General features: G+C 70.6%; 28 protein-coding genes. 18 read left to right on the forward strand and 10 right to left on the reverse strand.

Annotated elements, in window-relative coordinates; all coding sequences use genetic code 11:
* The first annotated feature begins 54 nt into the window (after nt 1-54).
* A complete protein-coding gene (locus IEZ27_RS21685) occupies nt 55-1,461 on the forward strand; it encodes a cellulase family glycosylhydrolase (RefSeq protein WP_189648903.1) in 1,407 nt (468 codons plus the stop codon).
* Between the two features lie 48 nt (nt 1,462-1,509).
* On the opposite strand, the gene IEZ27_RS21690 is transcribed toward IEZ27_RS21685, so the two are convergent.
* Nucleotides 1,510-3,111: an MFS transporter gene (locus tag IEZ27_RS21690; RefSeq protein WP_189648904.1), complete on the reverse strand. Its 1,602-nt coding sequence runs from the start codon at nt 3,109-3,111 to the stop codon at nt 1,510-1,512.
* A 159-nt stretch (nt 3,112-3,270) separates the two neighbouring features.
* On the opposite strand from IEZ27_RS21690, the gene IEZ27_RS54055 reads away from it, so the two are divergent.
* Complete coding sequence (locus tag IEZ27_RS54055) at nt 3,271-3,891, forward strand: TetR/AcrR family transcriptional regulator (protein WP_229824196.1); 621 nt, start codon at nt 3,271-3,273, stop codon at nt 3,889-3,891.
* On the opposite strand, the gene IEZ27_RS21700 is transcribed toward IEZ27_RS54055, so the two are convergent.
* Nucleotides 3,888-4,466, reverse strand: a complete 579-nt coding sequence (locus IEZ27_RS21700; RefSeq protein WP_189648905.1) for a YqgE/AlgH family protein — start codon at nt 4,464-4,466, stop codon at nt 3,888-3,890. The genes IEZ27_RS54055 and IEZ27_RS21700 overlap by 4 nt on opposite strands.
* Before the next feature lie 121 nt (nt 4,467-4,587).
* Between IEZ27_RS21700 and IEZ27_RS21705 the strand changes: the two genes are divergently transcribed.
* Nucleotides 4,588-5,112 (forward strand): hypothetical protein, encoded by a 525-nt coding sequence (locus IEZ27_RS21705; RefSeq protein ID WP_189648906.1) that lies wholly within the window; start codon nt 4,588-4,590, stop codon nt 5,110-5,112.
* Nucleotides 5,113-5,131: 19 nt separating this feature from the next.
* Here IEZ27_RS21705 and IEZ27_RS21710 read toward each other — a convergent pair whose 3' ends face one another.
* Nucleotides 5,132-5,752, reverse strand: a complete 621-nt coding sequence (locus tag IEZ27_RS21710; RefSeq protein ID WP_189648907.1) for a TetR/AcrR family transcriptional regulator — start codon at nt 5,750-5,752, stop codon at nt 5,132-5,134.
* 67 nt (nt 5,753-5,819) lie between these two features.
* Here IEZ27_RS21710 and IEZ27_RS21715 point away from each other — a divergent pair, with 67 nt between their 5' ends.
* From IEZ27_RS21715 to IEZ27_RS21740, 6 genes are all read left to right on the forward strand, one after another.
* Nucleotides 5,820-7,208 carry an MFS transporter gene (locus tag IEZ27_RS21715; RefSeq protein ID WP_229824197.1) on the forward strand — a complete coding sequence of 463 codons (1,389 nt, stop codon included), beginning with the start codon at nt 5,820-5,822 and terminating at the stop codon, nt 7,206-7,208.
* An 8-nt stretch (nt 7,209-7,216) separates the two neighbouring features.
* Nucleotides 7,217-7,978 (forward strand): IclR family transcriptional regulator, encoded by a 762-nt coding sequence (locus tag IEZ27_RS21720; RefSeq protein ID WP_379478608.1) that lies wholly within the window; start codon nt 7,217-7,219, stop codon nt 7,976-7,978.
* Nucleotides 7,979-8,064: 86 nt separating this feature from the next.
* Nucleotides 8,065-9,522, forward strand: a complete 1,458-nt coding sequence (glpK, locus tag IEZ27_RS21725) for a glycerol kinase GlpK (protein ID WP_229824198.1) — start codon at nt 8,065-8,067, stop codon at nt 9,520-9,522.
* Nucleotides 9,523-9,537: 15 nt separating this feature from the next.
* Nucleotides 9,538-11,088, forward strand: a complete 1,551-nt coding sequence (locus tag IEZ27_RS21730; RefSeq protein ID WP_189648909.1) for a glycerol-3-phosphate dehydrogenase/oxidase — start codon at nt 9,538-9,540, stop codon at nt 11,086-11,088.
* 113 nt (nt 11,089-11,201) lie between these two features.
* A complete protein-coding gene (locus IEZ27_RS21735) occupies nt 11,202-12,146 on the forward strand; it encodes a glycosyltransferase (RefSeq protein WP_229824199.1) in 945 nt (314 codons plus the stop codon).
* 70 nt (nt 12,147-12,216) lie between these two features.
* On the forward strand, nt 12,217-12,702 hold the full coding sequence (locus tag IEZ27_RS21740) for a hypothetical protein (RefSeq protein ID WP_229824200.1): 486 nt from the start codon (nt 12,217-12,219) through the stop codon (nt 12,700-12,702).
* Between the two features lie 92 nt (nt 12,703-12,794).
* On the opposite strand, the gene IEZ27_RS21745 is transcribed toward IEZ27_RS21740, so the two are convergent.
* Genes IEZ27_RS21745 through IEZ27_RS21760 form a run of 4 tightly spaced genes read right to left on the reverse strand, consistent with a single transcriptional unit; the run spans nt 12,795 to nt 16,373 of the window.
* Nucleotides 12,795-14,204 carry an NAD-dependent malic enzyme gene (locus IEZ27_RS21745; protein ID WP_189648910.1) on the reverse strand — a complete coding sequence of 470 codons (1,410 nt, stop codon included), beginning with the start codon at nt 14,202-14,204 and terminating at the stop codon, nt 12,795-12,797.
* A 56-nt stretch (nt 14,205-14,260) separates the two neighbouring features.
* Complete coding sequence (locus IEZ27_RS21750) at nt 14,261-14,890, reverse strand: cytidylate kinase-like family protein (protein WP_125631607.1); 630 nt, start codon at nt 14,888-14,890, stop codon at nt 14,261-14,263.
* Nucleotides 14,891-14,899: 9 nt separating this feature from the next.
* Complete coding sequence (locus IEZ27_RS21755) at nt 14,900-15,838, reverse strand: tetratricopeptide repeat protein (RefSeq protein WP_189648911.1); 939 nt, start codon at nt 15,836-15,838, stop codon at nt 14,900-14,902.
* Nucleotides 15,822-16,373 (reverse strand): MarR family winged helix-turn-helix transcriptional regulator, encoded by a 552-nt coding sequence (locus IEZ27_RS21760; RefSeq protein WP_229824201.1) that lies wholly within the window; start codon nt 16,371-16,373, stop codon nt 15,822-15,824. Before IEZ27_RS21760 ends, IEZ27_RS21755 begins: the two co-directional genes overlap by 17 nt.
* A 229-nt stretch (nt 16,374-16,602) precedes the next feature.
* On the opposite strand from IEZ27_RS21760, the gene IEZ27_RS21765 reads away from it, so the two are divergent.
* The 6 genes from IEZ27_RS21765 (at nt 16,603) to IEZ27_RS21790 (ending at nt 20,750) form a co-directional block, all read left to right on the forward strand.
* A complete protein-coding gene (locus IEZ27_RS21765; protein ID WP_189648912.1) occupies nt 16,603-17,943 on the forward strand; it encodes a hypothetical protein in 1,341 nt (446 codons plus the stop codon).
* Between the two features lie 96 nt (nt 17,944-18,039).
* Complete coding sequence (locus IEZ27_RS21770) at nt 18,040-18,711, forward strand: DUF4230 domain-containing protein (protein WP_189648913.1); 672 nt, start codon at nt 18,040-18,042, stop codon at nt 18,709-18,711.
* A 206-nt stretch (nt 18,712-18,917) separates the two neighbouring features.
* Nucleotides 18,918-19,070 carry a hypothetical protein gene (locus IEZ27_RS21775; protein WP_189648914.1) on the forward strand — a complete coding sequence of 51 codons (153 nt, stop codon included), beginning with the start codon at nt 18,918-18,920 and terminating at the stop codon, nt 19,068-19,070.
* Nucleotides 19,071-19,276: 206 nt separating this feature from the next.
* Entirely contained in the window at nt 19,277-19,735 is a 459-nt protein-coding gene (locus IEZ27_RS21780) for a hypothetical protein (RefSeq protein ID WP_189649081.1), read from the forward strand.
* A gap of 144 nt (nt 19,736-19,879) precedes the next feature.
* Nucleotides 19,880-20,473, forward strand: a complete 594-nt coding sequence (locus IEZ27_RS21785; RefSeq protein WP_229824202.1) for an RNA polymerase sigma factor — start codon at nt 19,880-19,882, stop codon at nt 20,471-20,473.
* Nucleotides 20,466-20,750 (forward strand): hypothetical protein, encoded by a 285-nt coding sequence (locus IEZ27_RS21790; protein WP_189648915.1) that lies wholly within the window; start codon nt 20,466-20,468, stop codon nt 20,748-20,750. The genes IEZ27_RS21785 and IEZ27_RS21790 overlap by 8 nt, the downstream gene beginning before the upstream one ends.
* 17 nt (nt 20,751-20,767) lie before the next feature.
* On the opposite strand, the gene IEZ27_RS21795 is transcribed toward IEZ27_RS21790, so the two are convergent.
* On the reverse strand, nt 20,768-21,949 hold the full coding sequence (locus IEZ27_RS21795; RefSeq protein ID WP_125631619.1) for an acetyl-CoA C-acetyltransferase: 1,182 nt from the start codon (nt 21,947-21,949) through the stop codon (nt 20,768-20,770).
* A gap of 86 nt (nt 21,950-22,035) precedes the next feature.
* Here IEZ27_RS21795 and mce point away from each other — a divergent pair, with 86 nt between their 5' ends.
* The 3 genes from mce to IEZ27_RS21810 all read left to right on the forward strand — a co-directional run bounded on the left by mce (nt 22,036) and on the right by IEZ27_RS21810 (nt 25,176).
* Nucleotides 22,036-22,458, forward strand: a complete 423-nt coding sequence (gene mce / locus IEZ27_RS21800) for a methylmalonyl-CoA epimerase (protein WP_125631621.1) — start codon at nt 22,036-22,038, stop codon at nt 22,456-22,458.
* A gap of 191 nt (nt 22,459-22,649) precedes the next feature.
* On the forward strand, nt 22,650-23,939 hold the full coding sequence (locus IEZ27_RS21805; protein WP_189648916.1) for a DivIVA domain-containing protein: 1,290 nt from the start codon (nt 22,650-22,652) through the stop codon (nt 23,937-23,939).
* Nucleotides 23,940-24,063: 124 nt separating this feature from the next.
* Entirely contained in the window at nt 24,064-25,176 is a 1,113-nt protein-coding gene (locus IEZ27_RS21810; RefSeq protein WP_189648917.1) for an AI-2E family transporter, read from the forward strand.
* On the opposite strand, the gene IEZ27_RS21815 is transcribed toward IEZ27_RS21810, so the two are convergent.
* Nucleotides 25,136-25,930: an alpha/beta fold hydrolase gene (locus tag IEZ27_RS21815; RefSeq protein WP_229824203.1), complete on the reverse strand. Its 795-nt coding sequence runs from the start codon at nt 25,928-25,930 to the stop codon at nt 25,136-25,138. The two genes, IEZ27_RS21810 and IEZ27_RS21815, sit on opposite strands and share 41 nt — an antisense overlap.
* Nucleotides 25,931-26,053: 123 nt before the next feature.
* Nucleotides 26,054-26,815 carry an SDR family NAD(P)-dependent oxidoreductase gene (locus tag IEZ27_RS21820; protein WP_189648918.1) on the reverse strand — a complete coding sequence of 254 codons (762 nt, stop codon included), beginning with the start codon at nt 26,813-26,815 and terminating at the stop codon, nt 26,054-26,056.
* Nucleotides 26,816-26,837 lie beyond the last annotated feature (22 nt).

Raw genomic sequence — 26,837 nt, forward strand, 5'->3', positions numbered from 1 at the left:
CCGCGTCCATGATTCTGATGGAAGACCCCATTTCCCGGCACCCGCGGAGATCAGATGAAGCGTGCCAGGTTGCTCGCGACGGCAGCCGTGCTCGTCCTGCTGGCCGGAGGCGCCGTCGCCGCCGGGACCAGGGGCGCTCCCCCGTCCGCCCCCCGCTACGTCACCGACGACCAGGGCCGGGCGCTGATCCTGCACGGCTTCAACACGGCCGGCAGCGCCAAGGGCGCCCCGGACGCGCTGCCGGAGCTGACCCCGGACGACATCGACCGCGAGTACCGGGACATGGGCACGAACTTCGTGCGTTTCCTCATCCTGTGGCGAGCCGTCGAGCCCTCCCCCGGCACCTATGACATGAAATATCTGGACAAGGTGGCTGAGCGGGTGCGCTGGTACTCCGACCGCGGCTACCAGGTCATGCTCGACATGCACCAGGACCTGTGGGGCAACGCCATCACCCCCACCGGCGTCGCCGGCAACGGCGCGCCGGCCTGGGCCACCCACACCGACGGCCTGCCGGTGGCCACCGAGCAGTTCACCTGGGAGATGTACTACCTGGAGCCCGGCGTCATCCGGGCCTTCGACCACTTCTGGAACACCACGGGCGACTACCCCGACCTGATGGACCGCTACGCCAAGGCGTGGGCGGCGGTCGCGGCCCGCTTCAAGGACGTGCCGGGCGTTCTCGGGTACGACCTGATGAACGAGCCGTGGGGCGGCTCGGTGCAGGGCGCGACGTTCGAGACCGGCCCCCTCGCCACCCTCTACCGCAAGACCATCGCCCGGATCAGGGAGGTCGACCCCGACGGCTGGATCTTCCTGGAGCCGCAGGCCGTGGGCGTGAACTGGGGTCTGCCGTCGGCGCTGCCGCGCTTCGACGACCCGCGCGGCGGCCCGCCGCGCATCGCTTTCGCCCCGCACCTCTATCCGCTGCCCCTGGACCTCGGCGACGACTACGCCGCGGGCTCCAAGGAGTGGACCGACCGTACGCTCGGCTGGTGGCGGGAGAACATCGCGCGGACGGCCGAGCGGATGCGGGCGCCGGTCCTGCTGGGCGAGTTCGGGCTGGACATGACCAGGCCCGGCGCGTCCGACCTGGTCAAGAAGGTCCAGGGGTTGAGCGACCAGGTGGGGACGGGGATGGCGTACTGGTCGCGGGACGCCGACGCCTGGGGACCGTACGACGCGAAGGGGAAGGCCACTCCGCTGCCGGGCGTGTACGTCAGGGCGTACCCGAGGGCGATCGGCGGCGTCCCGGTCAGCGTGACGTACGGCGAGAACCGCCTCCAGGTGGCCTTCGACGCCAACGAGACCGGACCCACCGAGATCTACGTGCCCGAGCGCGGCTTCCCGAACGGCGCCCAGGTGGACGGCGGCACGGCCGTCTGGAACGCCGCCCGGCGCATCCTGACGGTCACGACCAAGACCTCCGGCCGCGTCATCCTCACCGTGACCCCCAAATAGCGGAACGGCCCCCGCCACACTGGCGGGAGCCGTTCCTGCGGAGCGCGGTCAGCCGACGTGGACCGGCGCGCCCTCGGACTTGCGGCCCGCCTTGACGAACATCGTCAGCAGGGCCGTCAGCACCGCGACCCCGGTGCTGACCAGGAAGGCGAGGTGCATGCCGTCCATGAACGAGTTGTGCACGGCGTTCGTGACCACCTCCGGCAACCCGGGAGGCGCCATACCGAACGCGGCGGCCTTCTCCAGCAGCGTGAGCTGCTCCGGCGGGACGCCCTGCGCCGCCGGGCCGAGGTAGCCGGGCAGCTTGTCGGCGATCTCGCCGGCCATCACGGCGCCCAGGATCGCGGTGCCGAGCGCGCCGCCGACCTGCATGGCCGACTGCTGCACGCCACCGGCGACACCGCTCAGCTCGACCGGCGCGTTGCCGACGATGATCTCGGTGGCGCCCACGAACACCGGCGAGAGGCCGAAGGCCAGCAACACGAACGGCAGGCCGCTCTCGATGAACGAGGCGTCGATGCTGAGACGCGACATGAGGAACATCGAGCACGCGGTGATCAGCAGACCCGCGGCCATCGTGATCTTCGGGCCGAGCTTGCCGATCGCCATGCCGGCCAGCGGCGAGGCCACGATCATGCCCGCGCTCATCGGCAACATCCGCAGACCCGCCTCAAGCGGGGACAGGCCGTGCACACCCTGGAAGAAGAAGCCCAGGAAGAACATCGCGCCGAACATCGCGAACGCGACCATCATCATCAGCAGGGTGCCGATCGAGATCGAGACGTTCTTGAACAGGGACAGCGGGACCAGCGGCTGCTTGGCCTTGCTCTGCCAGACGATGAACAGGGCGATGAGCACCACGAACGCGCCGATGAAGGTCAGCGTCGTCGCGTCGCCCCAGCCCCACTCGGGGGCCTTGATGATCGTCCAGACCAGCGAGAACATCGCGCCGGACAGCAGCAGCACGCCGAGCCAGTCGATCCTGCCGAACGTCTGGACGACGCGGTTCTCCTTGATCAGGAAGATGCCCATGATCAGCGCCACGATGCCCACCGGGGCGTTGATGAAGAAGACCGTCTCCCAGCTCACCTTCTCCACCAGCACGCCGCCCACGATCGGGCCGGCGGCGCTGGACAGGCCGATGATCGCACCCCATGCGCCCATCGCCTGGTTCAGCTTCTCACCGGGGAAAGCGCCACGCAGCAGGGCGAGGGCGGCCGGCTGGAGCAGCGCGCCGAACAGGCCCTGCAGCACCCGCAGGCCGATCAGCGCGCCGACCGGCGAGACGCCGGGGATGACGTCGGCCAGTTCCTGGCTGAGGCCGATGCCCACCGAGGACAGGGCGAAGCCGGTCACACCGATCAAGAAGACGCGCTTGTGGCCGAACAGGTCACCGAGCTTGCCCGCGGTGATCAGGAACACGGCCAGCGCGAGCAGATAACCGCTGGTCACCCACTGCAGGTCGGACAGCGACGCCTTCAACTCCACCTGGATGACCGGGTTGGCGATGCCCACCACCGTGCCGTCCAGCATCACCATGATGACGCCGAGGCTGACCGCCAACAGCACCAGCCATGGGTTTCCGCCACCAGTCCCCGTCTTACCGAGGCTGGGCGACGACGGTTCGGCGACCGCCTTCGCGTTAGCCATAAGTCCCCCTCAGTTACACGTACCGCCCCACAAAGCGGCATAGATCTCGTAAGCCTCAGGTAATCTATGTCAGGCAATGACTTATGACAAACGGTTTTAGATAGTCACCGTATGACTTCTGGCACACTGTGACAGATAGGTGGCGAGGGAGTGTCCGCTGTGGGTCTACGGGAACGCAAGAAGGAGAAGACGCGCGTCGCACTCCTGGACGCGGCGCTTGATCTTTTCCTCGAACAAGGATACGAGTCCACCACGATCGAGCAGATCGCGGGGGTGGTCGAAGTGTCTCCCCGTACGTTCTTCCGCTACTTCACCGGCAAGGACCATCTCGTCCTGTGGTTCCACGACCACGGCGAGGAGATCCTCCTGGAGACCTTCGCCGGCCGTCCGGCGGACGAACCCCCGTTCACGTCGCTCATGCACGGCCTGCGGGCCATGGTGGACGACATGCACGGGTCAACGCCGGAGGACACCGAGAGGTTCCTGAAGCTGCGGAAACTCTTCGATAAGTATCCGCACCTGGTGGGCCAGTCCGTGGCCCGGGGCAGCGTGACCGAACTCCGCCTGGCCGAGGCCGTCGCCGCCCGCAGGGGTGTCGCCCCCGAGGACGATCAGCTGACGTACCTGATCGTGGCGTTCGCGATGTCCACCATGCGCATCGGCTTCGAGTGCCCCCGCAGGGAGACCACGATGCCGGAGATCAAGCAGCGCATCTCCGACGCGGTCGCGCTGGCCGAGGCGTCGCTGCGGCCCGGCTGGGACACCCGCCCGGCGAGCTAGTTCATCGTGGGGTCGTCGGGGCAGGTCGCCACGAAGGCGAGCTCGCCCGGCTGACGCCGCAGCACGTGCCGCCAGAGCGAGCCGGGGTCGCCGTGGAAGGTGTCGCCGTCCTCGGAGTCGACGACGTACCAGGCGCCCTCGGCGATCTCGCTCTCCAGCTGGCCGGAGGTCCAACCGGCGTATCCGGCGAAGATCCGCATCTGCGCGATCTCGCCCTGGAGGATCTCGGGGGGCGCGTCGAGGTCGACCGTGCCCAGCCGGGAGACGGCCGGGGTGCCCGCGTGGAGCCTGCGCCACCCGAGCGGCTCCTCCCCGCTCGGGACCGCCGCCAGCGCGAGGGCGCTGTCGGTCTGTACGGGCCCGCCCTCGAACAACACCGGCGGCCCGGTCACCAGCGGGTCCCACACCGGCAGCACCTGCGTGACCGAGATGTCGCTCGGCCGGTTGAGGACCACCCCGAGCGTGCCCCCGTCGAGGTCGTGTTCCAGGATGAGCACGACGCTACGCCGGAAGTTGGGGTCGTCGAGAAGCGGCGTCGCCACCAACAAACCGCCGACGTAGATCGCTTCCGCCATACCTCCATCATGAAGGGTGCGACGGGCATTCCGCTCCCCCGGCTCAGTCATGTTACTTTCTGTGCTCTTATGGGCACGATCTGTAGCAAAGATCACGCTTGCGGGGGCTCGGGAGGAGCACATGCGCATCGGTACACGCCTCGTCCTGGCCGCCCTTCCCGTGGGCGCGGTCCTGCTGCTCCCGACGTCCGCGGAGGCGTGGCCGCTGCCGACTCCCGACCAGGGCGACCCGTTCACGATGACGACCGACCGGCTCGCGTGCCACTCGGGGTCCGTACGGGTGACGTTGCGCAACCAGACGCGCCAGCTCGCCCGGTTCGACCTGCGGGTCGACTCGGCCAGCGTGGCGACCGGCTCGATCCCGGCCCGCAAGAAGGTGATCAGGACGGTCAAGGTGAACCGCGGCTCCGCCCGCGAGATCGAGGCGTACTCGGTCAGCGAGGCCCGTCCCGACACGCTCATCGACTCCACACGGGTACGCAACGACTGCGCGTGGGGACGGGGGCACGGGCGGCTGCCGTACACCGGGCCGCCCTCCGACCTGCTGGGCAAGCTCGCCACGGCGGGAGGTCTCATGGTGATGGGCGGGATCATGTGGTGGTACGGCTCAATCTGGCCCCGTTCGGTCCCCGACGGCCCCCTGTGATCCCGCCCCTCGTGACGCGCTAGGCGGGCAGCGGGACGAACGCGCCCGCCCGCGCCGCCGCCAGCGTGCGCAGCGCCGCACTCCTGGCGACCCCCTGGTCCACTGGCTCCTTGGTGACCAGGAGACGGTAGTAGAGCGGGGCCGAGATCGCCCGGATCACCTCCATCCCGTCGGTGCCCTCGGGCAGCTCACCCCGCTTCACGGCGAGATCGACCACCTTGGCCCATTCCTCGATCCGCCGCAGATAGAAGGCCCGTAACGCCTGGACGGCCTGCGCGTCCGAGGTGCCCGCCGCGATCACCGCCTGGAACGTCGCCCCGAGCCGGTGGTCGGTGACCGCGCCCACGACGGCCATGGCGTTGGCCAGCAGGTCGTCCTCGATGGATCCCGTGTCGGCGTGCGGTGACGACTGCTCGGCCAGCTCGATCATGAGGTCCGTGACCAGCCCGGCCCTGCTCCCCCAGCGCCGGTAGACCGTGGTCTTGCCCACGCCGGCCCTGGCCGCCACCTGATCCATGGTCAGCCCATGGAAGCCGTGCTCGACCAGCTCGTCCCGAGTGGCCTCCAGCACGGCCGCGCGCACGCGCGCGGTGCGGCCCCCCGGCCGCACAGTCCCCGCCAAACGGGACTCTTGTTCCATTAACACTCCTTTCGTGTTATCGTCATGGCGCATCTTAACGGAACGACTGTCCCATTAGGGAGATGACATGACCGTACTCGCCGACCGGCCCCGATCCGATCGGATGACGTCCGCGCAGCGGCTGGTGCTGGTGCTCTTGCTGGGGTCCCAGTTCATGCTCGCCGTGGACTTCTCCATTCTGAACGTGGCACTGCCGGTCATCGGTTCGGGCCTCGGTTTCGCACTGGCCGAGCTGCAGTGGGTGGCGACCGCGTTCGCGCTGGCCGCGGCCGGGTTCACGTTGTTGTTCGGCAGGATCGCCGACCTGTTCGGGCGGCGCAGGCTGTTCCTGATCGGCATGGCCCTGCTCGGGGTGTCCTCGCTGGCCGGCGGACTCGCGACCTCCCCGGGCCTGCTGCTGGTCGCCAGGGTCGCCCAGGGCCTGGCCACGGCCATCGTCACGCCCGCCGGGCTCGCGCTGCTGACCACGTCGTTCCCCGAGGGGCCGCTGCGGGCCAAGGCGCTCGGGCTGAACGGCGCGCTGATGTCGGCCGGGTTCACCTCGGGCGCGGTGCTGGGCGGACTGCTGACCGAGTTGCTGAGCTGGCGGTGGGCGTTCTTCGTCAACGTGCCCGTCGCGCTGGCCGTGCTCCTCGCCGCGCCCGCCGTACTGAAGGAGAGCCGCCCGGCCGAGCGGCCCAGGATGGACCTGCCCGGCGCGGCGGCCGTCACCGCCGGTCTGCTCGCGCTGGTCTTCGGCCTGACCAGGGCCGGCGAGCACGGCTTCGCCGACGCCCTCGGCCTCGGCGCGCTCGCGGCCGGCGCCGCGCTGCTGATCGCCTTCTGGTACGTCGAGCGCCGCGCCGCCGCTCCCCTGGTGCCGGTCACGATCCTGGCCAGGCCCAACGTCACCTGGGGCAACCTGGCCGGGCTGATCGCCTTCGCCACGGAGACGTCCCTCGTCTTCCTGATGACCCTCTACCTGCAGAAGGTGCTCGGCTACTCGGCCCTGGCCACCGGGCTGGCGTTCGGCGTGCTGGGGCTCGGGACCGTGCTCGGCGGCGTGCTCGCACCCCGGGTCATCGGCCGGCTCGGCACGGGACGGGCCCTCGCCGCCGGGTTCGGCCTCCAGGCCGTCGCCACGGCCTCGCTGGCCCTCCTCGGCACCGGCCCGGGATGGATCTGGCTGCTGCTGGCCGCCACCTTCGCGGGCGGGATCGGGAACATGGTGGCGATCGTCGGGTTCATGGTGACGGCGACGTCCGGGCTGCCGGACTCCGAGCAGGGTCTGGCGACCGGCCTGGCCACGATGACGCAGCAGGTCGGCATCACCATGGGCATCCCGGTCATGAGCGCCGTGGCCACCGCGGCCATGGGGACCGTGCTCCAGGGCGTGATCGTGGCGGTGCTCGTCAACGCGGCCCTCACATTCGCCGGAGCGCTGATTCCTCGGAAGCGTTCGGCAATGTCGAACTGATCTGCGCTATGGTTGCCGCCGTGGGAGAGACGATTCAATCGGTCGAGCGGGCCGCCGCGATCCTGCGGCTGCTCGCCTCCGGTCCCCGCCAGCTCGGCGTGGCCGAGCTGGCCAGGGCGCTGGGCCTGCCCAAGGGCACCCTCCACGGCATCCTGCGCACGCTGGTCCGCGTCGGCTTCGTCGAGCAGGACGCGGCGACCGGCAAGTACCGGCTCGGGGCCACACTGCTCCACCTGGGCAGCAGCTACCTCGACGTCAACGAGCTGCGCACCCGCTCGATCAACTGGGCCGACGCCCTGGCCGGGCGGAGCAGGGAGAGCGCCTGGATCGGCACCCTGCACGAGGGCCACGTGCTGGTCATCCATCACGTGTTCCGCCCGGACGACAGCATGCAGACCCTCCAGGTGGGCACCTACCTGCCGACGCACGCCAGCGCGCTCGGCAAGGTGCTGCTCGCCTACGACCCCTACGGCGAGTCGCTCGCGCCGCCGCTGACCGCCTACACCGACCGGACGCTGGTCGACGCCGCCAAGCTGGAGGAGGACCTGGAGCAGGTCCGCACGCGGGGGTGGGCGGCCGAGATGGAGGAGCTGACCGAGGGCGAGGTCGCCATCGCGGCCCCGATCAAGGACCCGCGCGGCATCGTCGTCGGGGCCATCGGCATCCGCGGCGCGGTCGAACGACTGACCGCCGGCGGGGCCCTGACCATGGAGTACGTCTCCTACGTCCGCGACGCCGCCCGCGCGATCAGCCGGGATCTGGCCAGGTGAACCGGTTGAACAACACCGGGGCGAACACGTACCATCGCTCACATCGTTCGACAATGTCGAACCCCGACTCTCAAGCGAGGAACCTCGTGCCTCGACCGCACTACATCGCAGCCATTGACCAGGGCACCACGTCCAGCCGGTGCATCGTCTTCGACCAGGCCGGCAACATCGTCACCGTCGCCCAGCGGGAGCACCGCCAGATCTTCCCCAAGCCGGGCTGGGTCGAGCACGACGCCGCGGAGATCTGGCAGGCCGTCCAGACCGTCATGGCCGAGGCCACCGAGGGGCTCGACATCGCCGCGCTGGGCATCACCAACCAGCGCGAGACCACCGTCCTGTGGGACCGGGAGACCGGGCGTCCCGTCTGCCCCGCGATCGTGTGGCAGGACACCCGAACCGACGCGCTCACCCGTACGCTGGCCGAGCACGAGGGGCTGTTCAAGGAGCGGGCGGGGCTGCCGCTGACCACGTACTTCTCCGGGCCGAAGATCCGCTGGCTGCTCGACGCGTACGAGCTGCGGGAGCGGGCCGAGCGCGGCGAGGTGCTGTTCGGCACCATGGACAGCTGGCTGCTGTGGAACCTGACCGGCCGCCACCTGACCGACGTGACCAACGCCAGCCGCACGATGCTGATGAACATCCACACGCTGAGCTGGGACGACGACCTGCTCGCCGCCCTCGGCGTGCCGCGCGCGATGTTGCCGGAGATCCGCCCGTCGGCCGAGGTCTACGGCCACACCGCGGCCGGTGTGCCGGTGGCCTCCGCGCTCGGCGACCAGCAGGCGGCGCTGTTCGGCCAGACCTGCTTCGAACCCGGCGAGACCAAGAGCACCTACGGCTCGGGCAGCTTCCTGCTGATGAACACCGGCCAGGAGCCCGTCGTCTCCCGGCACGGCCTGCTCACCACCGTCGGCTACCAGATCGGCGACGGTCCGGCCACGTACGCGCTCGAAGGCGCGATCGCCGTGACCGGCTCGCTGGTGCAGTGGCTGCGCGACAACCTGGGCCTGATCTCCAGCGCCGCCGAGATCGAGACGCTGGCCAAGAGCGTCGACGACAACGGCGGCTGCTACTTCGTCCCGGCGTTCTCGGGGCTGTTCGCGCCCCACTGGCGTTCCGACGCCCGCGGTGTGATCGCCGGTCTGACCGGATTCGTCACCAAGGGCCACATCGCGCGGGCCGTCCTGGAGGCCACCGCCTGGCAGACCCGCGAGGTCGTCGACGCGATGAACGCCGACTCGGGGCTCGACCTGACCACGCTGCGCGCCGACGGCGGCATGACGGCCGACAACCTGCTCATGCAGACGCTGGCCGACGTACTGGCCGTCCCGGTGATCAGGCCGATGGTCGCCGAGACCACCGCGCTCGGCGCCGCGTACGCCGCCGGCCTGGCCACCGGTTACTGGCCCGACCTCGACAGCCTGCGCGCCAACTGGCACAAGGCGTCGGAGTGGCGGCCGGAGATCGACGATCAGGTCCGCGCGCGGGAGTACCGCAATTGGAAGAAGGCCGTGGCCCGCACCCTTGACTGGGTCGAACAGTAGGACTGGAGCACGTTCATGAACATCGCCATCGGCGCCGACCGGTCCGAGATCCGAGACGAACTCTCCCGCGCCACCTACGACCTGCTGGTGATCGGCGGCGGCATCCTCGGCACATCCGTCACCTGGATGGCCGCGCAGGCCGGGCTGCGGGTGGCGATGGTCGAGGCGGGCGACTTCGCCGGGGCCACCTCCAGCGCGTCGTCCAAGCTGGTCCACGGCGGCCTGCGCTACCTGCAGACCGGCAACGTCAAGCTGGTCGCCGAGAACCATCGCGAACGCCGTGCCCTGGCCGCCGACATCGCGCCCCACCTGGTCAAACCGCTCACCTTCCTGGTGCCGATCTACAAGGGCGGCCCGCACGGCGCGGCCAAGCTCGGCGCCGGCGTCTTCCTGTACTCGGCGCTGTCGGTGTTCGGCGACGGCATGGGCAAGGTCATCACGCCCCACCAGGCCATGGCCCGCGTCCCCGCGCTGCGCAGCGAGGGCCTGCGCGCCGCCGCCGTCTACGGCGACCACCAGATGAACGACAGCCGCGTCGCCGTCATGACCGTCCGGGCCGCCGTGGACGCGGGCGCGGTCGTGCTCAACCACGCCGAGGTCGTCGGGCTGCGCAAGACGGGCGCCAACGTGACGGGCGCCGAACTGCGCGACCGCCTCGACGGCACCGAGTTCGGCGTGGACGCCCGGCTGGTGCTCAACGCCACCGGCCCCTGGGTGGACCACCTGCGGCGGATGGAGGACCCGAACGCCGCGCCGAGCATCCGCCTGTCCAAGGGCGCCCACCTGGTCATGCGCCGCCACGAACCGTGGAAGGCCGCGCTCACCACGCCCATCGACAAGTACCGCGTGTCCTTCGCCATCCCGTGGGAGGACCACCTGCTGCTCGGCACCACCGACGAGGCGTACGAGGGCGACCCGGCCGCCGTACGCGCCACCGACGCCGACATCACCCAGATCCTGGACGAGGCCGGCCACGCCGTACGCGACTCCCAGTTGCGCCGCGAGGACATCACCTACGCCTTCGCCGGGCTGCGCGTGCTCCCCGGCGGCCCCGGCGGGGTGGCCTCCGCCAAGCGGGAGACCGTGGTGACCAGGGGCTCGGGCGGCATGTTGTCGGTCGCGGGCGGCAAGTGGACGACCTACCGGCACATCGGCAAGCACGTCCTGGAGACTCTGGCCCGCCTGCCCGGCAGGCCGCTCGGCGACGACCTGGCCGCCATCCTGCCCGCCGTACCGCTGCCCGGCCTGGCCAGCCCGGACGCCGTCGCCATGCGCCTGTGGACCGAACGCGAGCCGGGCGCCCGCATGGACCCGCTGGTCGCCCGCAACCTGGCCACCCACTACGGCACGATCGCCTTCGACGTGGCCCGGCTCATCCGCGACGATCCCGCGCTCGGCGAGCGCATCCACCCGGACGGTCCCGACATCTGGGCCCAGGCCGTCTACGCCCGCGACCACGAGTGGGCGGCCACCGTGGACGACGTCGTCCGCCGCCGTACGACGCTCACAGTGCGCGGCCTCGACACGCCCGACGTCCGCACCCGGATCGAGCGGCTCCTGGGCTGACCGCGCCCTCCTGGATTCCACGGGTTCAGAACGGCTGAGATCGGGAATCCGCACGGTCGCATTCCGCCGCCTCCGGGCCATCCGGAGGCGGCGGCCCCTATGGAGGTGACGACTTGTCCGCCGATTCCCGGCTGCACATCGCGATGGTGACCCCGCCGAAGCTGGAACGCTCCTACGGGGGCGTCAGGGTCATGATGACCGACCTCGCGCGTTCCCTGCTCAGGCTGGGCCACCGGGTCACCTTGATCGGCGCCGACCGGCCGGTGCCGGAGGACGCGGACGTCGTGCACGACCACTCGTCGGCGGGCGTCGTCCTGGACCCGCGCTTCCCGACGGTGGCGACCGTGCACGGCCCGGCCACCGGCGAACCGGCCCGGTGCCACCGCCCGCTCGGCGACGCCGTCGGCCTGGTGTCCACCTCCACCTTCCAGCGGATGCGGGCCCCGGAGCTCAACTGGCTGGGTACCGTGCACAACGGCGTGGACCTGAAGAGTTTCCCCTTCCGCGAGCGCAAGCAGGAGTACGTGCTCTTCCTCGGCAGGTTCAGCCCCGGCAAGGGCGCCCACCTGGCCATCGACGCCGCGCGCGCCGCCGGACGGCGCATCCTGCTCGCCGGCAGGCTGACCGGACCCGCCGATCACGCCTACTTCGACGCCCACGTCAGGCCCCGGCTCGGCGACGACGCCGTCTTCGTCGGCGAGGCGGGCGGCGTACGCAAGCGCGAGCTGCTGGCGAACGCCCACTGCCTGCTCTTCCCCAGCCTGCGGGAGGAGTCCTTCGGGATGGTCATGATCGAGGCCATGGCGAGCGGCACCCCCGTGGTCGCGCTGCGCGGCGGCGCCGTGCCCGAGATCGTCGCGGACGGCGTCACCGGCTACGTCTGCGCCGACCCCGCCGACCTGCCCGAGGCTGTCGAGGCCGTGGGCGGCCTGCATCCGGCCGACTGCCGCATGCACGTCAAGCGCGACTTCGACGCGCTCGGCATGGCCATGGGCTACGAGAAGATCTACGAGCTGAGCATGCGCGACCGGCGTCCGGCGCCGTTCGCGGCCGCCTGACCTGCTTCTACGGCGCGGCGGATCACCGCCGTACGGGGTGTCGGCCGCGTACCGGGGGAAGAGGGTAGGCATGCGCACTGCCATGAACGAGGCTCTGATCAGGCATTTCACCGACCTGCGCGACGGCGTCCACGGCGGCGTCACCGCGCGGGAGGACAAGGAACGCCTGTTCGCCACGGCGGTCGAACTGCTGGACCCGGTGGCACGGGCGACGCTGGACGAGTTCAACGCCGACCTGCTCCTCGGCACGGGGCAGGTGGTGGCCAGCGGGCTCACCAGGTCTCAGGAGGGCGGGCTCAACGCCATGTGGTCGCTCACGTGGCCGGAGCAGCGCGACAAGGACATCCTGCCGATCGCGATCGTGGCCCATTACGGCGCCGACTTCCACCACCCGCACCTGCGCGGCAACACGGTGGGCGACTGGCCGCTGAACGTCTTCGACCACTCCGACGCGGCGGGCCAGCTCACCACCCTGCGCGCCATCGCCGCCGCCGACGCCCACAACCTCGTCTTCCAGGAGAGCTACCGCCTGATCCCCGCCGTCACCCACGCGTAAGAGCCTCCGCAGGCGGCGCCCTGCGGGCCGTCCGGATGGTCGCAGGATCTGCGGCGGAAGAGGGCCGGACCAGCGGCTCGGCCCTCTTGTGATCACGCCTCGGTGAAACCTCGGGCACGGCCGCCGGCGGACTCGCGGACCGCGGCCGCCACCGCCGTCGCCACGTCGGGGTGGAAGACGCTCGGGACGATGTAGTTGGGCCCCAGTTCCTCCGGCGTGACCACCGCGGCCAGCGCGCCCGCGGCGGCCAGCAACATCTCCTGCGTCACCCCGCCGGCCTGCGCGTCGAGCAGCCCCCGGAACACCCCGGGGAAGGCCAGCACGTTGTTGATCTGGTTGGGGTAGTCGGAGCGCCCGGTCGCCACCACGGCGGCGTGCTCGCGGGCGTCGTCGGGCGACACCTCGGGCTCGGGGTTGGCCAGCGCGAACACCACCGCGTCCTTGGCCATCGTGGCGATGTCGTCGCCGGTCAGGATGCCCGGCGCGGACACCCCGACGAACACGTCGGCGTCCTTGACCGCGCCCCGCAGGTCGCCGGCGTAGCCCTCGGCGTTGGTGTGGTCGGCGATCCAGCGCAGCGACTCGTCGAGGTCGTCGCGGCCCTTGTGGACGGCGCCCAGGTAGTCGCAGACGACCACGTTGCGCGCGCCCGCGGCCAGCAGCAGCCGCAGCACCGCGTTCCCGGCCGCGCCCGCGCCGGCCATCGTGATCTTGACGTTCTCGATGGACTTGTTCACCACGCGCAGCGCGTTGGTCAGCGCCGCCAGCACGCAGATCGCCGTGCCGTGCTGGTCGTCGTGGAAGACCGGGATGTCCAGCAGCTCGCGCAGCCGGCGCTCGACCTCGAAGCAGCGCGGCGCGCCGATGTCCTCCAGGTTGATGCCGCCGAACCCGGGCGCGATCACCTGCACCGTGCGGACGATCTCGTCGACGTCCTGGGTGTCGAGGCAGATCGGCCAGGCGTCGATGCCCGCGAACCGCTTGAACAGCGCCGCCTTGCCCTCCATGACCGGCAGCGCGGCCTCCGGCCCGATGTTGCCCAGCCCGAGGACGGCGGACCCGTCGGTGACCACGGCCACCGTGTTCCGCTTGATCGTCAGGCGGCGGGCGTCCTCCTTGTTCCTGGCGATGGCCATCGACACGCGCGCCACACCCGGGGTGTAGGCCATGGACAGCTCGTCGCGGTTGCGCAGCGGCACCTTCGACTTCATCTCGATCTTGCCGCCGAGGTGCATGAGGAACGTGCGGTCGGACACCTTGTGGATGACGACGCCCTCGACGGCCTCGAGCTGGTCGACGATGGCCTGGGCGTGGTCGGTGTCGCGGGCGGCGCAGGTGACGTCGATGCGGAGCTTCTCGTGGCCCGCATTGGTGACGTCGAGGGCGGTCACCACGCCCCCGGCCGACTCTACGGCGTGGGTGAGCTGGCTGACGGCCTTGCCGCCCGCAGGCACCTCAAGACGCACGGTGATGGAGTACGACACACTCGGAACGGTGGCCACGTCAATCGCTCCTTCGGGACTGACCAAGAAGTCATCCCAGGATAGGGGGCTTCAGGTCAATCCAGTGCCGCCGCGGCCATGACGATCAGGTCGACACAGGCCGGGACCGGGATGGTGGTGCTGTCGAGCACGAGATGATAGTGGCACGGATCGCCCGGATCCGCGCGGTAGAAGTGGCGTACGTAGGCCGTCCTGGCCCGGTCGTTGTCCTCGATGACGGCCCGCGCCTCCCGCTCGCTCATCTCGCCGAGCGTGGCCGTCTGCCGGATCCGGCGCTTGAGCGGCCCGTCCAGCCGGACGTGCAGCGCGCCGGGCTGGTCGGCCAGCACCAGAGCCCCTGCCCGGCCCAGGAAAACCCCTCCCTGGGCGAGGGCCATCTCCTTCATCATCCGTTCGGTACGCCGGACGAACTCCTCGGGCGGCAGCGGCATCGCGCCGGGGACGTACATGTCGACGCCGCCGAACGTGACCGTAGGCAGCCGGATGGCGCCGGACAGCAGCCTGCCGAGGCCGTGTTCGGCACGGTCGTCGTGGGCCAGCGCCTCCTCCAGCGTGCAGCCGAGCTCCTGGGCGACGGCGCTGGGGATGGCACGGTCGACGAAGGGCACGCCAAGGCGCTCGGCGACGGCCGGGCCGATGTGGCTGCCGGCCGTGCCGTAGGCCGCGGAGATCGTGACGACCCGCATACCTCCAGGTTAGAACAGGGCGCTCGCCAATGCTCTACGCGCTTTTGCCAAAGATGGGTCGTCTGACGGCAACGCGTCGAAAAGTCCGAGCAAGTGCTTTCTGGCCTTGTCACGGTCGTCGCCCGAGGTGCGCTTGACCACGGCCACGACCCGCTCGAACGCCTCGTCCACCGCGCCGGAGAGCATCTCCAGGTCGGCGGCGAGAAGCTGCGCGTCGACGTCGGACGGGTCCTGCGCGCGCCGCTGCACGTCGGCCGGGTCGACCTCGGAGGTGCGCTTGATCAGGCCGACGCCGGCCAGGCCCATCTTGGCGTCCTCGTCGCCCGGGATGCGGGCCAGCAGGCGCTGGTAGGCCGCCTCGGCCGCGTCGAGGTCACCGGCGTCGATGGCCTGCTCGGCGGCCACCAGGTCAGGGTCGGCGGGCGGCCCGGCGGGCGCCTCCTCCCCCTCCTCGGCCGCGGCCGGCCGGGCGTCGGGGTTGGCCTGGTAGAACTGCTCGACCGCGCCCATGAGCTCGTCGAGCCAGCGGCGCACCTCCTGCTCGGGCAGCACCTGCTGGAAGCCGGTGACGGCCTGCCCCTGGAAGATGGCCAGCACGGTCGGCACGGCCTGCACCCGCAGCGCCTGCGCGATCTGGGGGCTGGTGTCGACGTTGACCTTGGCCAGGACGGCTCTGCCGCCCATGTCGCCGACCACCTTCTCCAGCACGGGGCTGAGCTGGGCGCTGCCGGGCGCCCTCGGCGACCACAGGTCGAGCACGACCGGCACGGTCATCGAACGGTCGATGACGTCCGTCGTGAAGGTCTCCTCGGTCACGTCGACGACCGAGGCCGACGGGGCCCCCTGAGGACCGGCGGCCTCCCGCCGGGCCTGGGCATCCAGTGCCTGTTTGCGCGCGCCCAGGTCCACAGCTCCGTAGAGTGACCCGGGCCTAGAGAAGTCCGCCATGCTCCTCATCTTGCCGCATGGACGGGCCGGCGAAGTCACCCGCCGCCACCCTCAGCGTGCGGAGCTGGCCGAAGATCTGCTGGAGTTCGTCCTCGGCGTACATCGTCAGGCCGAACTCGGCGGCCATCAGGTCGGCCGTGGCCCGGCGTACGACCTCCCTGCCCTTGTCGGTGATCTCGGCGAGCACGCCGCGGCCGTCACGCGGGTTGGGCAGGCGGCAGACGAACCCGGACTTCTCCAGCCTGTCCACGGTGTTCGTGACGCTGGTGGGGTGGACCATGAGCCGCTCGCCGATCTTCCACAGCGGCAGCGAGCCGGTGTGGCTGAAGGTCAGCAGAACCAGCGCCTCGTAGCGGGCGAAGGTGAGATCATGGGGCTTCAGGAGCGAGTCGAGCTGCGACAGCAGGATCTGCTGGGCTCTCATGATGGAGGTCACCGCGGCCATCGCGGAGGAAGGCCCGAAACGGGCACGCCAGCTCTCCGCGGCGCGGTCGATGGGATCGAACGGCAGATTGAGCGGCTTCGGATGGGACACAGCGCTACGGTAGCGCGCCTCTCGTCCCGGTTTCTCCGGGCCACCTGGAGCGACAGGCTTCACCGCTTGACCAAGAATCCGACCGTCAATCATCACGCTCCGTTATGGTTCTCTTACGTAAGGTGACGCGGAAGCCAAGTCCATCTGCCGTGGGGACGGGTCTGGGCTTGCATTCTTCCGCCTCGCCAGGGGCACGGGGGGTGCTTGGTGAACTGCAACGGGATAAGGCGTGCGTGAGCACGCGGGCGTTTCACGCGAGGAGCTGAAGCACAGCGCGGCCGTGACAGTGGCGGTCCTGCTCGCTCTCGGCCTGGTCGCGGCGTGGAACGTCCTGATACCTGGCGTCGACGCGTGGGAGAACATCCTGGCCGCGGTCATCGGCTCGCTGCGGATGACCGGGCCCGTGGCGGCCGCGTTCGCCGCGTGGGTGGCGCTGCGCAAGCGGCGGGCCCTGCGCGGGCGTCCGCTCACGACGTGGCGGGCGCTCAAGGCGCCGCTGGCGATCGTGGTGGTGGTGCTGGGCTCGTTCGGCGCGACGGTGCTGGTGCTGGCGGTCAAGACCGTGCTCACCGACCAGGCGGGGCGGCTGAGCCTGTCCGGGCTGGGCATGGGCATGGCCGGCCTGGCGCTCTACGCCGTGATCGGGTGGGTGGCCGGCTGGGTCGTGCCCAAGGCGCTCACGCCGCCGATCGCCGGGCTGGCCTGCTACGGCGCCTTCTCGTGGCTGGCCGACGACCGGGGGCTGGCCGACAGGCTGGCGCCGGGCACGGGCGAGCCGTACGACCTGTTCCAGGGGCTGGGCGGGGCGCCGTTCTTCGACCAGACGATCTGGCTGCTCGGCATCACCTGCGCGCTGCTGCTCGGCTGGGCGGCGCTGGTGACCAGGCAGGCCCTGGTGCTGGCGTGCGCGCTGCTGGCCGTGCTGGCGGCGGGCATGGGCGTGTCGCGGATGCTGGCCCACCCCAAGCCGGCCGCGGCCGAGGACATCGCCTACGCCTGCCAGGAGTGGCCGATCACCGTGTGCCTGCACCCCGGGATGCGGGCCGGGCAGACCGAGCTGGGCGCGGTGTTCACGCAGATCGCCTCGCGGCTGGCCGGCACCCCGGCGGCGTTCACGCGGGTGGAGCAGCGGCCGCTCGACGAGCCGCTGAAGCCCTCCAACGGCCTCGCGCCGATCCACGTGCCCGACCTGTCGGCCGGGTTCGCCGAGGAGGCGGCGTACGAGTACATCGACGCGCTGGCCGCCCGCTGCCCCGGCACGCCGGCCGACGGCTACCGGGAGATCGTGATGGCCTGGCTGCGCGGCGAGCCCCTGCCCGGCGGGCCGCTGCCCGAGCACCAGTACGCCGCGTCCTGGTTCTCCGGGCTCGACGAGCACCAGCGCAGGGAGTGGCTGCGCATGTTCTACAGCGACTTCCAGGCCTGCCGCCTGTCCAGCACCCACTTCGGCGGCGGCCCGGCCGGCATGCCGGCGATGACGTCCCCCGCCCGGCCCACCCCGGAGAGCAGCCACGTCTACCCGGTCTACCCCGATCCCGGCACGGCGGGCACCTCCGGCGCGTCCGGCTGAGGACGAAGCCGGGAACGAAGCTGCGGGCAAAGCCGAGGACGAAGTTGTCACCCTATGGCTGGCAATGATGATCGACGAGCGGGTAGTCATGCACCCATGACGACTTCCCAGACGACGCCGCCGGACGTGGCTCCCCGGCGGCGCCGCAGGTGGCGATACGCGGCGGGGTTCCTGGTCCTGGCGGTTCTGCTCGTGGTGGGCGGCCGGCTGGCCTGGACCTGGCTCAACCCGCTCGGTGAGCAGACCGTCGACCGCAGTGGGCCGGTGCTGTTGCAGTCCATCAAGGACCTCAGCCGGTTCGAGGCCGCGACGGGCAACTTCCAGGTCGTCGTCGATCTGGAGAAGGACGCCAACTTCCTGCCCGACGCCGTCAAGGGCACCCGGACGCTGTTCGTGGGCGCCGGCGGCGTCGACGCGTACGTGGACTTCTCGGCCATGGCGGCCGGCGCGGTGACCGTCAACGCGGACCGCACCGAGGCCACCGTCCGCCTCCCGCGCGCCCAGTTGGAGAAGCCCAACCTGGACAACCGCCGCTCGTACGTGTTCGCCCAGCAGCGCGGCCTGCTCGACCGCGTCCAGGACTTCCTGTCGGGCTCGCCGGGCGACCAGCGCGAGCTCTACCTGCTGGCGGAGAAGAAGATCACCGAGGCGGCGGTCGCGAGCGACCTGCGCGCGCGGGCCGACGCCAACACCAGGTCCATGCTGACGGGCATGCTCAAGTCGCTGGGGTTCACCAAGGTGAGCGTGAAGTTCACCGACGAGCCCTGACCCCCGCCGCCCCTGGTGGAAGGGGCCGTTCGTGTTCCCGCCTAGGTATCCCCGGGCGTCCTTAGGGCATGGGGGTGCCCTCCTAAGTACCTCCCTACCTGCCAGAACCCCGCCAGATAGGACATCCGCCCGATGTGCCGGGAGGGGCCTTAGGAGGAGTCTTAAAAGTGCAGGGAACAAGGAACACGAACAGCAGGAGAACTCGGATGAACGCCGAACTCGAATACTCCGTCATGCAGCACCACGCCGCCGAACTCCGTCAGGCCGCCGCCGAGCAGCGGCGCGTACGGGAGGCACTGAAGGGACAGCGTTCCGAGCGTCGCCACCGCTCGGTCTTCGCCAAGTTCCTGGCTTCATGACGCCCCACAAGCAGCCCGGCCGCAGCCTCCCTCGCGGCCGGGCTGAGATGCCCCCTTAGGGGGCGCGCCCGTCGCCGGATTCCTGGCCGGCACGAGCGCAGCGTGAGCGACACCCCGGTCCCGTTCCTGGTGGGACCGGGGTGTCGCGCGTTCACCCGCCGGGACACTGACGGAAGATGTCAGGGATGGCCGCATACGGTCCGGCCATGGACAACAACTTCGACTTCTTCGTCGGCACCTGGACCTCACGACAGCGCCGGCTGCGCAAGGTGCTCGCCGGCAGCGACGAATGGTACGAGTTCACCGGCCACACCAGGTGCTGGAGCGTCCTGGACGGCGCCGGCAACATCGACGAGGTCACCTTCCCCAGCGAGGGCGCCGCCGGCGTGACGTTACGCCTGTACGACAAGGCCGCCGACGAATGGGCGCTCTACTGGGCCGGCAGCGCCACCGGCATGTCCCTGCCGCCCGTCGTCGGCCGCTTCGACGCCACCGGGCGCGGCGAGTTCACCTGCGACGACGTGTACGACGGCCGGCCCATCAAGGTCGCGTACATCTGGTCGGACATCACCGAAGGGTCGTGCCGCTGGGAACAACGTTTCTCCCCCGACGGCGGGACGACCTGGGAGACCAACTGGATCGCCGACTTCACCAGGACCTCCTGAATCCTTTCCGGGGGCCGCCGCCTCTCATGACCGTCGTACCGACGAGACAATGGGAGAACATCGTGGTGGTAGCGATCGCGGCCGGGGTGGCCGCCGTACTGATCTGCACATGCATGGTCGTGCTGCGCAGGAGGAGGCGGGGACGTGACTGACCTGCACTGGCCCGGCGTCGCCCGGCCGCTGTCGGGCGACGTGACCGGGCGCGCGTGGTCCGACGAGCGGCTGATCGACGCGGCCCGCGCCGGTGACGCCGACTCGATCGCCGCGCTGGTGTCGGGCGCCCATCCGCACGTACGGCGCTTCGCCCACACGCTGTGCGCCACTCCGGAGGACGCCGAGGACGCCGCCCAGGAAGCCCTGATCGTGCTGTATCGCAAGATCGGCACCCTGCGCGCGTCCGGGGCGCTCGCCTCGTGGATGTTCCGGATCATCCGCAACGAATGCATCAGGCGGGCCCGCCTGATGCTGCGTCCCCACCCGGCCGTGCACTCCTCGGCCGCCGCGTTGTCGGCCGAGGAGGAGGTGTTCGAGCGCCTGGAGACCGCGCGGGTGGCCGCCGCCATCGCGGCGCTGCCCGCCGACCAGCGCAAGGTGCTCATCATGCGGGACGTCCAGGGTCTCAGCGGCCGTACGGTCGCCGCGGCCCTCGGGCTGAGCGTCCCGGCGATGAAGTCCCGCCTGCACCGCGCCCGTGCGGCCGTGCACGGCCTGCTGACCGGAGGAGCTCTCCATGACTGACTCGTACGCGGGCGTGTCGCTGGCCCGCCACCTGGTCCGCGGCACGGTGGGCTTCGGCTCGCTGATCGCCGCGGTGGCCCTCATCCCGCTGGTCGGCCCGGTCAGCCTGGTGCTCGTCATCGTCGGCGCACTCGCGCTCCGCGGCTGCCCGGCGTGCTGGGTGATGGCGCTGGTGGAGATCATCTCGATGGGACGAATGCGCCGCTCATGCTCCAACGGCGTCTGCGAACTCGTCAGACCGGGTGATCGGCACGCCGAGCACCCGGTGACGAGGTAGCCGACCGGCGGAACGGGTCAGGGGACGCGGATGATGAGCGCGTCCCCTTGGCCGCCGCCGCCGCACAGGCCGGCCGCGCCCAGTCCGCCGCCGCGCCGCTTCAGCTCGTACGCCAGCGTCAGCACGATGCGCGCCCCCGACACCCCGATCGGGTGCCCCAGGGCGATGCCGCCGCCGTTGACGTTCACCTTGTCCAGCGGCACCCCGAGCTCCTTGGCCGACTGCAGCACGACGCTCGCGAAGGCCTCGTTGATCTCGACCAGGTCGAGGTCGTCGGCGGTCAGCCCCTGCTTGGACAGGGCGTGCTTGATGGCGTTGGCCGGCTGCGACTGAAGGGATGCGTCGGGCCCGGCCACGTTGCCGTGCCGCCCGATCTCGGCCAGCCACGGCAGCCCGAGCTCCTCGGCCTTGGCCTTGGACATGACGACCACGGCGCACGCGCCGTCGGAGATCTGGGAGGCCGAGCCGGCCGTGATGGTCCCGTCGGCGGCGAAGGCCGGGCGCAGCTTGGCCAGGGCCTCGGCCGTGGTGTCCGCGCGGATGCCCTCGTCCTCCCGGACGATCACCGGCTCGCCGCGGCGCTGCGGGATCTCGACCGGGACGATCTCCTCCTCGAAGACGCCGTTCTTGGTCGCGGCGGCGGCGAGCTGGTGGGAACGGGCCGACAGGGCGTCCTGCTCCTCGCGGCCGATGCCGAGCCTGGTGTTGTGCCGCTCGGTCGACTCCCCCATCGCGCACTGGTCGAACGCGCAGAACAGGCCGTCGTGGGCCATGGAGTCGACCACGCCGGAGTTGCCGTACTTGACGCCCTTGCGCAGGCCGGGCAGCAGGTGGGGGGCGTTGGTCATCGACTCCATGCCGCCCGCGACCACGATGTCGAACTCACCCGCGCGGATGAGCTGGTCGGCCAGGGCGATGGCGTCGAGGCCCGACAGGCAGACCTTGTTGACGGTCAGCGAGGGCACGGTCATCGGGATGCCGGCCTTGACCGCGGCCTGGCGGGAGGGGATCTGCCCCGCGCCGGCCTGGAGGACCTGGCCCATGATCACGTACTCGACGGCCTCCGGGGCCACTCCGGCACGTTCCAGGGCGGCCTTGATGGCGATGCCCCCCAGCTCGACGGCGGGCAGCCCGGACAGGGCGCCGAGCAGTTTGCCGATGGGGGTACGAGCTCCGGCGACGATGACGGAACTGGACATTGGCGGCGGCCTCCTGTGCTCACGAGGGGTTCTTTGACACCATACCCACGAGTAGGAGCTCGCCCGCTATGGAGGTAGGCCACACAATGTTCATGCGCATCGATCACATCGGGATCGCCTGCCGCGACCTGGAGGAGAAGATCGCGTTCTTCTCCGAGACATTCGAGCTGACCGTCGTGGCGCGGGAGGTCAACGAGGCGCAGGGCGTCAAGGAGGCGATGTTGCACATCGCGGACGGCGAAGGCGGGGGCTCCTACATTCAGCTTCTGGAACCGCTCTCCGAGGACTCACCTGTGGGAAAATTCCTCGCTAAGCGGGGCGAAGGTGTCCACCATGTGGCATTTGGGGTTTCCGACGTCACCGAGGCCATGACTAAGATCAACGAGAGGGGCGTGCGGGTTCTCGACGAACGTCCACGCCACGGTTCCATGGGGTCGCAGATCGCGTTCCTGCATCCCAAAGATGTGGGAGGAATGCTCACCGAGTTGGTCCAAGCAGCCCCGCGCTAGCAAACGGAAATATCGTTCATAAGTAACTAGTCACGCAGAAAGCTGGACGGGGCCCGAAGGTGGCACCAGCGGAGTACGCTGGCTTCCCACCGGACAGGGAGCCTGCCGCGAGGCACAGGCTCCTGGCTCGGATGCCCCGAACCCCCCGTCCGGCCCGTGTAGCCGTCTCGACAACCCAGGATCGAGCCTCCATGCAGTCCGACATCGACGCCCAGCTCAACAACTTCTTCGAGGACGCCCCGGCACGCGAGTTCGACGTCGTGCTCCGGGGCTACGACCGGCATCAGGTACACGACCACCTCAAGCAGCTCGACCTGGAACTACGCCAGTCGAGGGAGCAGGTCACCAACCTGCAGCGCGATCTGTCCGACTCCCAGCGCCAGTTGCAGGAGCAGGAGCGTCCCACGTACTCGGGTCTGGGCGCCCGCATCGAACAGTTGCTGCGCCTGGCCGAGGAGCAGGCCACCGAGCTCGTGCAGGCCGCCAGGACCGAGGCCAACGAGATCAAGGCGGCCGCCAAGGTCGAGGCCGCCGACCTGCGGGCCGCCGCCGAGGCCGAGGCCGCCGAGAAGCGGGCCCAGGCCACGCGGGAGAGCGACGACATGCGCTCCACCGCCGAGCGGGACGCCGAGGAGATCCGGTCCACCGCCCGCCGCGAGGCCGACGAGCTGACCAACACCACCGAGCGCGAGGCCGCCAAGCTGCGGGCCACCGCCGACCACGAGGTGGCGGAGAAGCGGGCCGACGCCGAGCGCGAGATCGCCAAGCTCCGCACCACCACCGAGCGCGAGGTGGCGCAGCTGCGCGCCTCGACCAAGCGTGAGCGCGACGAGGTGCTGACCACCGCCAAGCGGCAGGCCGACGAGATGCGCGCGCAGGCTCAGCGGGTGCTGGAGGAGTCGGAGGCCAAGCGGGCCCAGGACGAGGCGGAGTTCGAGATCCAGCTCGCCTCCCGCCGCGAGGAGGCCGAGCGCCAGGAGGCCGAGCGCCACGCCACCGCCCAGGCCAACACGCAGAAGATGGTCGCCGAGGCCGAGCAGCGGGCGGCCACGGCCGAGTCGCGGGCCACGAAGGCCACCCAGCAGGCCGAGCAGACCCGCCGCGAGGCCGACCTGCACGCCAAGCAGCTCGTCGCGAACGCCCGCAAGAGCTCCGAGACGGTCATGGCGGAGGCCAAGTCCAGCGCCGAGACGATCGTCACCGAGGCGAAGAACGACGCCGAGCGCACCCGTACGACGATGCAGCGCCAGGTCGACGAGCTGACCAGGCAGCGTGACAGCATCACCAGCCACCTGGCCCAGCTGCGCCAGCTGCTCGGCGGCGCCGCCCTGCCGGGCCTGGAGCCGGAGCCCGCGGTCGCCGCGGCCCCGGCCAAGCAGGCCATCGCCGCCCCGGCCGCCGAGCCGGCCGCGCCGCCCACGACGCCCGCTCCCAAGGTCGAGGCCAAGAGCGAGGACGACGCGGAGTGGTGGCAGGAGTGACGGCGGGCTAGACGGACACCGCACACGGGGGTTGGAGCACGGCTGGAGAGAGAGCCTGGTGACCTTGGGGTCGCTAGGCTCTCTTTCTGTTTCACCGACACCTCCGTCCCCCTAGGAGCCCTCCGTGTCCGCAGAAGCCGAGCCCAGGACCGCCGAGGAGCCCAAGGCGGCCGCGTCCGCCGAGGAGCCGACGCCGTACGGGCTGCCCGGCAAACCGCTCGCCCGCGGCCCGTTCCTGTTCGGGCTGGTGGGCGGGCTGGGTGTGCTGACCGCCATCGCGCTCGCGCAGATGATCGAGAAGTCCCTCAGCACGATCATCCTCATCGTCGTGGCGATGTTCCTGGCCGTGGGCCTCAACCCGGCGGTCGAGGCGTTACAACGACGCGGCCTGGCCAGGCGGCTGGCGATCTCGATCGTGTTCACCGGGGTCGTCGTGGCGTTCACGTTGTTCGGCCTGGCCGTGGTGCCGCCGGTGAGCCAGCAGTTGTCGGAGTTCATCGCGGCGGTGCCCGGCTACATCACCGATCTGAGCAACCATCCGACGGTCCGCCAGATCGAGGCCGAGTACCACGTGCTGGCGCAGTTGCGCTCGTTCGTGACCAGCACGCTCGGGCCCGCGCTGGCCAGCGGCATCATGGGCGCGGGGCTGGTGGTGCTCAACGGCGTGTTCACCACGGTGACGCTGCTGGTGCTCATGTTGTACTTCCTCGGCTCGCTGCACACGATCAAGGACTACCTGCTCAGGCTGGTCCCGGCCTCGCGCCGCACCCGTACGTCGGCCATCACCGAGCAGATCCTCACCGGCATCGGCGGCTACGTCGCGGGCAACGTCCTCATCTCGGTCATCGCGGGTGTACTGACCTGGATCTTCCTGTCGATCGCGGGGGTGCAGTACGCGCTGGCGCTCGCCCTCGTCGTGGCACTGACCGACCTGATCCCGCTGGTCGGCGCCACGATCGGCGCGGTGCTCGTCACGGGGGTCGCGCTGCTGCAGTCGCTGCCCGCCGGCATCGCCTGCGCGATCTTCTTCGTGGTCTACCAGCAGATCGAGAACTACTTCATCTATCCCAGGGTGATGAAGCGCTCGGTGGACGTGACGCCCGCCGTCACGGTGATCGCCGCGCTGTTCGGCGGCGCCCTGCTCGGCATCGTCGGAGCGCTGCTGGCGATCCCGGTGGCCGCCGCCATCGCGCTGATCATCCGGGAGATCGTGTTGCCCCGCCAAGCTCGGTCCTGAGGAACTCGGCCACCGCCGCGTTGAACGCCTCCGGCTGCTCGACCGCGCTCAGGTGACCGGCCTTGGGGATGATCTCCAGCCTGCCCTCGGGCGCGGCCCGCGCCATGGCCTCGGCGTCCGCGGGCGGCGACAACTCGTCCTCCTCGCCGACGACGATCAGCAGGGGCACCTTCAGCTCGCTCAGCGTGCCGAAGGAGTCGGGGCGGGCGGCCATGGCGCGCTGGGCCCAGGCCACGGCTCCCGGAGGAGCCGACTGCACCAGGCCCTTGACGCGGCCGAACACCATGGCTCTGCGTTCCTTGGTCGTGGGCCCGATGAGCGTCGGCAGCACCTCGCTGACCAGCACGTCGCTCCCTCCGTCGAGGACGGCCTGCGCGATGCGCTCCCTGTTGTCCCTGGCCGGCGGCGGGTCGGGGCTGGCCTTGGTGTCGGCCAGGATCACGCCCAGCACCCGGTCGGGATGCCTGCGGCAGAACGCCATGGTCACGTAGCCGCCCATCGACAGCCCGCCGACCACCGCCCGGTCGATGCCTTCCTCGTCGAGCAGCCTGGCGACGTCGTCGGCCATCAGGTCGAGGGAGGGCTCGTCGTCACCCAGGCGGGACCCGCCGAACCCGCGCAGGTCGGGGGTCACCACCCGGCAGACCGTCGCCAGTGCCTCGCGCTGGGCCAGCCACATCGCCGACGACAACGGGAACGCGTGAAGCAGCACAACCGGGAGCCCGGTCCCGGCCGATCTCATGTAGAGCTGCACGGACCACACGGTAGCCCGGTTCACCGACACATTCACTTATTGACGATGCCGGTATACCGCGATAAGCCTGCCCACTTCCGGACATCGCCCGTGCAAGCGATCGTCGGCCCCGCCTGACGGCGCTCAGCCGATCGCGGTGGCCCCGCCGTCGACGAACAGCACCTGGCCGGTCATGTACGCCGACGCCTCCCCCGCCAGGAACACCGCCGGCTGGGCCATCTCCTCGGGCGTGCCCCACCGCCGCATGGGCACACCGGCGACCGTGGCGGCCCCGGCCGCCTCGTCCTCCCACAGGTTGCGGTTGAGGTCGGTGGCCGTCCAGCCGGGGCACAGGGCGTTGACCCGTACGCCTCCGGAGGCCCATTCGGCCGCGAGCGTCTTCGTCAGGGCCACCAGCCCGGCCTTGGCCGCGGCGTACGGGGCCAGCAGCGGGGCGCCGCGCGCCGCCACCGAGGCCACGTTGATCACCGACCCGGAGCCCCGGGCCAGCAGGTGGGGCGCGACGGCGTGGCAGACGGCCATGGCCGAGTCGAGGTTGAGCCGCATCAGCTTGTCCCACCCGGACAGGCGCAGGTCCTTGAACTCGACCAGGAAGTTCGAGCCGCCGGCGTTGTTGACGACGACGTCGAGGTGCCCGAGCCCGTCGATCGAGGCGGCGACGGCCGCGGCGGCGGCCTCGCGGTCGGTGAGGTCGGCGGGGATCACCACGGCCCGCCGGCCCAGCGCCTCGACCTCCTTGCCCACCTCGGCCAGGGTCCCGGCCGACCTGGAGACCAGGGCGACGTCGGCGCCCGCAGCGGCGTAGGCGAGCGCGATGGCCCGTCCGATGCCCTTCGACGCCCCGGTGACCAGAGCCGTTCTGCCGTTGAGGTCGAACGCGCCCACAGTGCCTCCTCGCTCGTGAACC

The organism is Nonomuraea spiralis (assembly GCF_014648435.1).
Taxonomy (GTDB): Bacteria; Actinomycetota; Actinomycetes; order Streptosporangiales; family Streptosporangiaceae; genus Nonomuraea; species Nonomuraea spiralis.

Bases quoted from the DNA above. Each gene is read 5' to 3' on its own strand.
- IEZ27_RS21750 (WP_125631607.1), bottom strand. From the start codon at position 14,890: ATGCGGGTCGTCACGATCTCCGCGGCCTACGGCACGGCCGGCAGCCAC.
- IEZ27_RS21690 (WP_189648904.1), bottom strand. From the start codon at position 3,111: ATGGCTAACGCGAAGGCGGTCGCCGAACCGTCGTCGCCCAGCCTCGGT.
- IEZ27_RS21780 (WP_189649081.1), top strand. From the start codon at position 19,277: ATGGACAACAACTTCGACTTCTTCGTCGGCACCTGGACCTCACGACAG.
- IEZ27_RS21700 (WP_189648905.1), bottom strand. From the start codon at position 4,466: ATGGCGGAAGCGATCTACGTCGGCGGTTTGTTGGTGGCGACGCCGCTT.
- IEZ27_RS21805 (WP_189648916.1), top strand. From the start codon at position 22,650: ATGCAGTCCGACATCGACGCCCAGCTCAACAACTTCTTCGAGGACGCC.
- IEZ27_RS21715 (WP_229824197.1), top strand. From the start codon at position 5,820: ATGACCGTACTCGCCGACCGGCCCCGATCCGATCGGATGACGTCCGCG.
- IEZ27_RS21775 (WP_189648914.1), top strand. From the start codon at position 18,918: ATGAACGCCGAACTCGAATACTCCGTCATGCAGCACCACGCCGCCGAA.
- IEZ27_RS21740 (WP_229824200.1), top strand. From the start codon at position 12,217: ATGCGCACTGCCATGAACGAGGCTCTGATCAGGCATTTCACCGACCTG.
- IEZ27_RS21755 (WP_189648911.1), bottom strand. From the start codon at position 15,838: ATGGCGGACTTCTCTAGGCCCGGGTCACTCTACGGAGCTGTGGACCTG.
- IEZ27_RS21790 (WP_189648915.1), top strand. From the start codon at position 20,466: ATGACTGACTCGTACGCGGGCGTGTCGCTGGCCCGCCACCTGGTCCGC.
- IEZ27_RS21795 (WP_125631619.1), bottom strand. From the start codon at position 21,949: ATGTCCAGTTCCGTCATCGTCGCCGGAGCTCGTACCCCCATCGGCAAA.
- IEZ27_RS21685 (WP_189648903.1), top strand. From the start codon at position 55: ATGAAGCGTGCCAGGTTGCTCGCGACGGCAGCCGTGCTCGTCCTGCTG.
- IEZ27_RS21720 (WP_379478608.1), top strand. From the start codon at position 7,217: ATGGTTGCCGCCGTGGGAGAGACGATTCAATCGGTCGAGCGGGCCGCC.
- mce (WP_125631621.1), top strand. From the start codon at position 22,036: ATGTTCATGCGCATCGATCACATCGGGATCGCCTGCCGCGACCTGGAG.
- IEZ27_RS21705 (WP_189648906.1), top strand. From the start codon at position 4,588: ATGCGCATCGGTACACGCCTCGTCCTGGCCGCCCTTCCCGTGGGCGCG.
- IEZ27_RS21710 (WP_189648907.1), bottom strand. From the start codon at position 5,752: ATGGAACAAGAGTCCCGTTTGGCGGGGACTGTGCGGCCGGGGGGCCGC.
- IEZ27_RS21730 (WP_189648909.1), top strand. From the start codon at position 9,538: ATGAACATCGCCATCGGCGCCGACCGGTCCGAGATCCGAGACGAACTC.
- IEZ27_RS21770 (WP_189648913.1), top strand. From the start codon at position 18,040: ATGACGACTTCCCAGACGACGCCGCCGGACGTGGCTCCCCGGCGGCGC.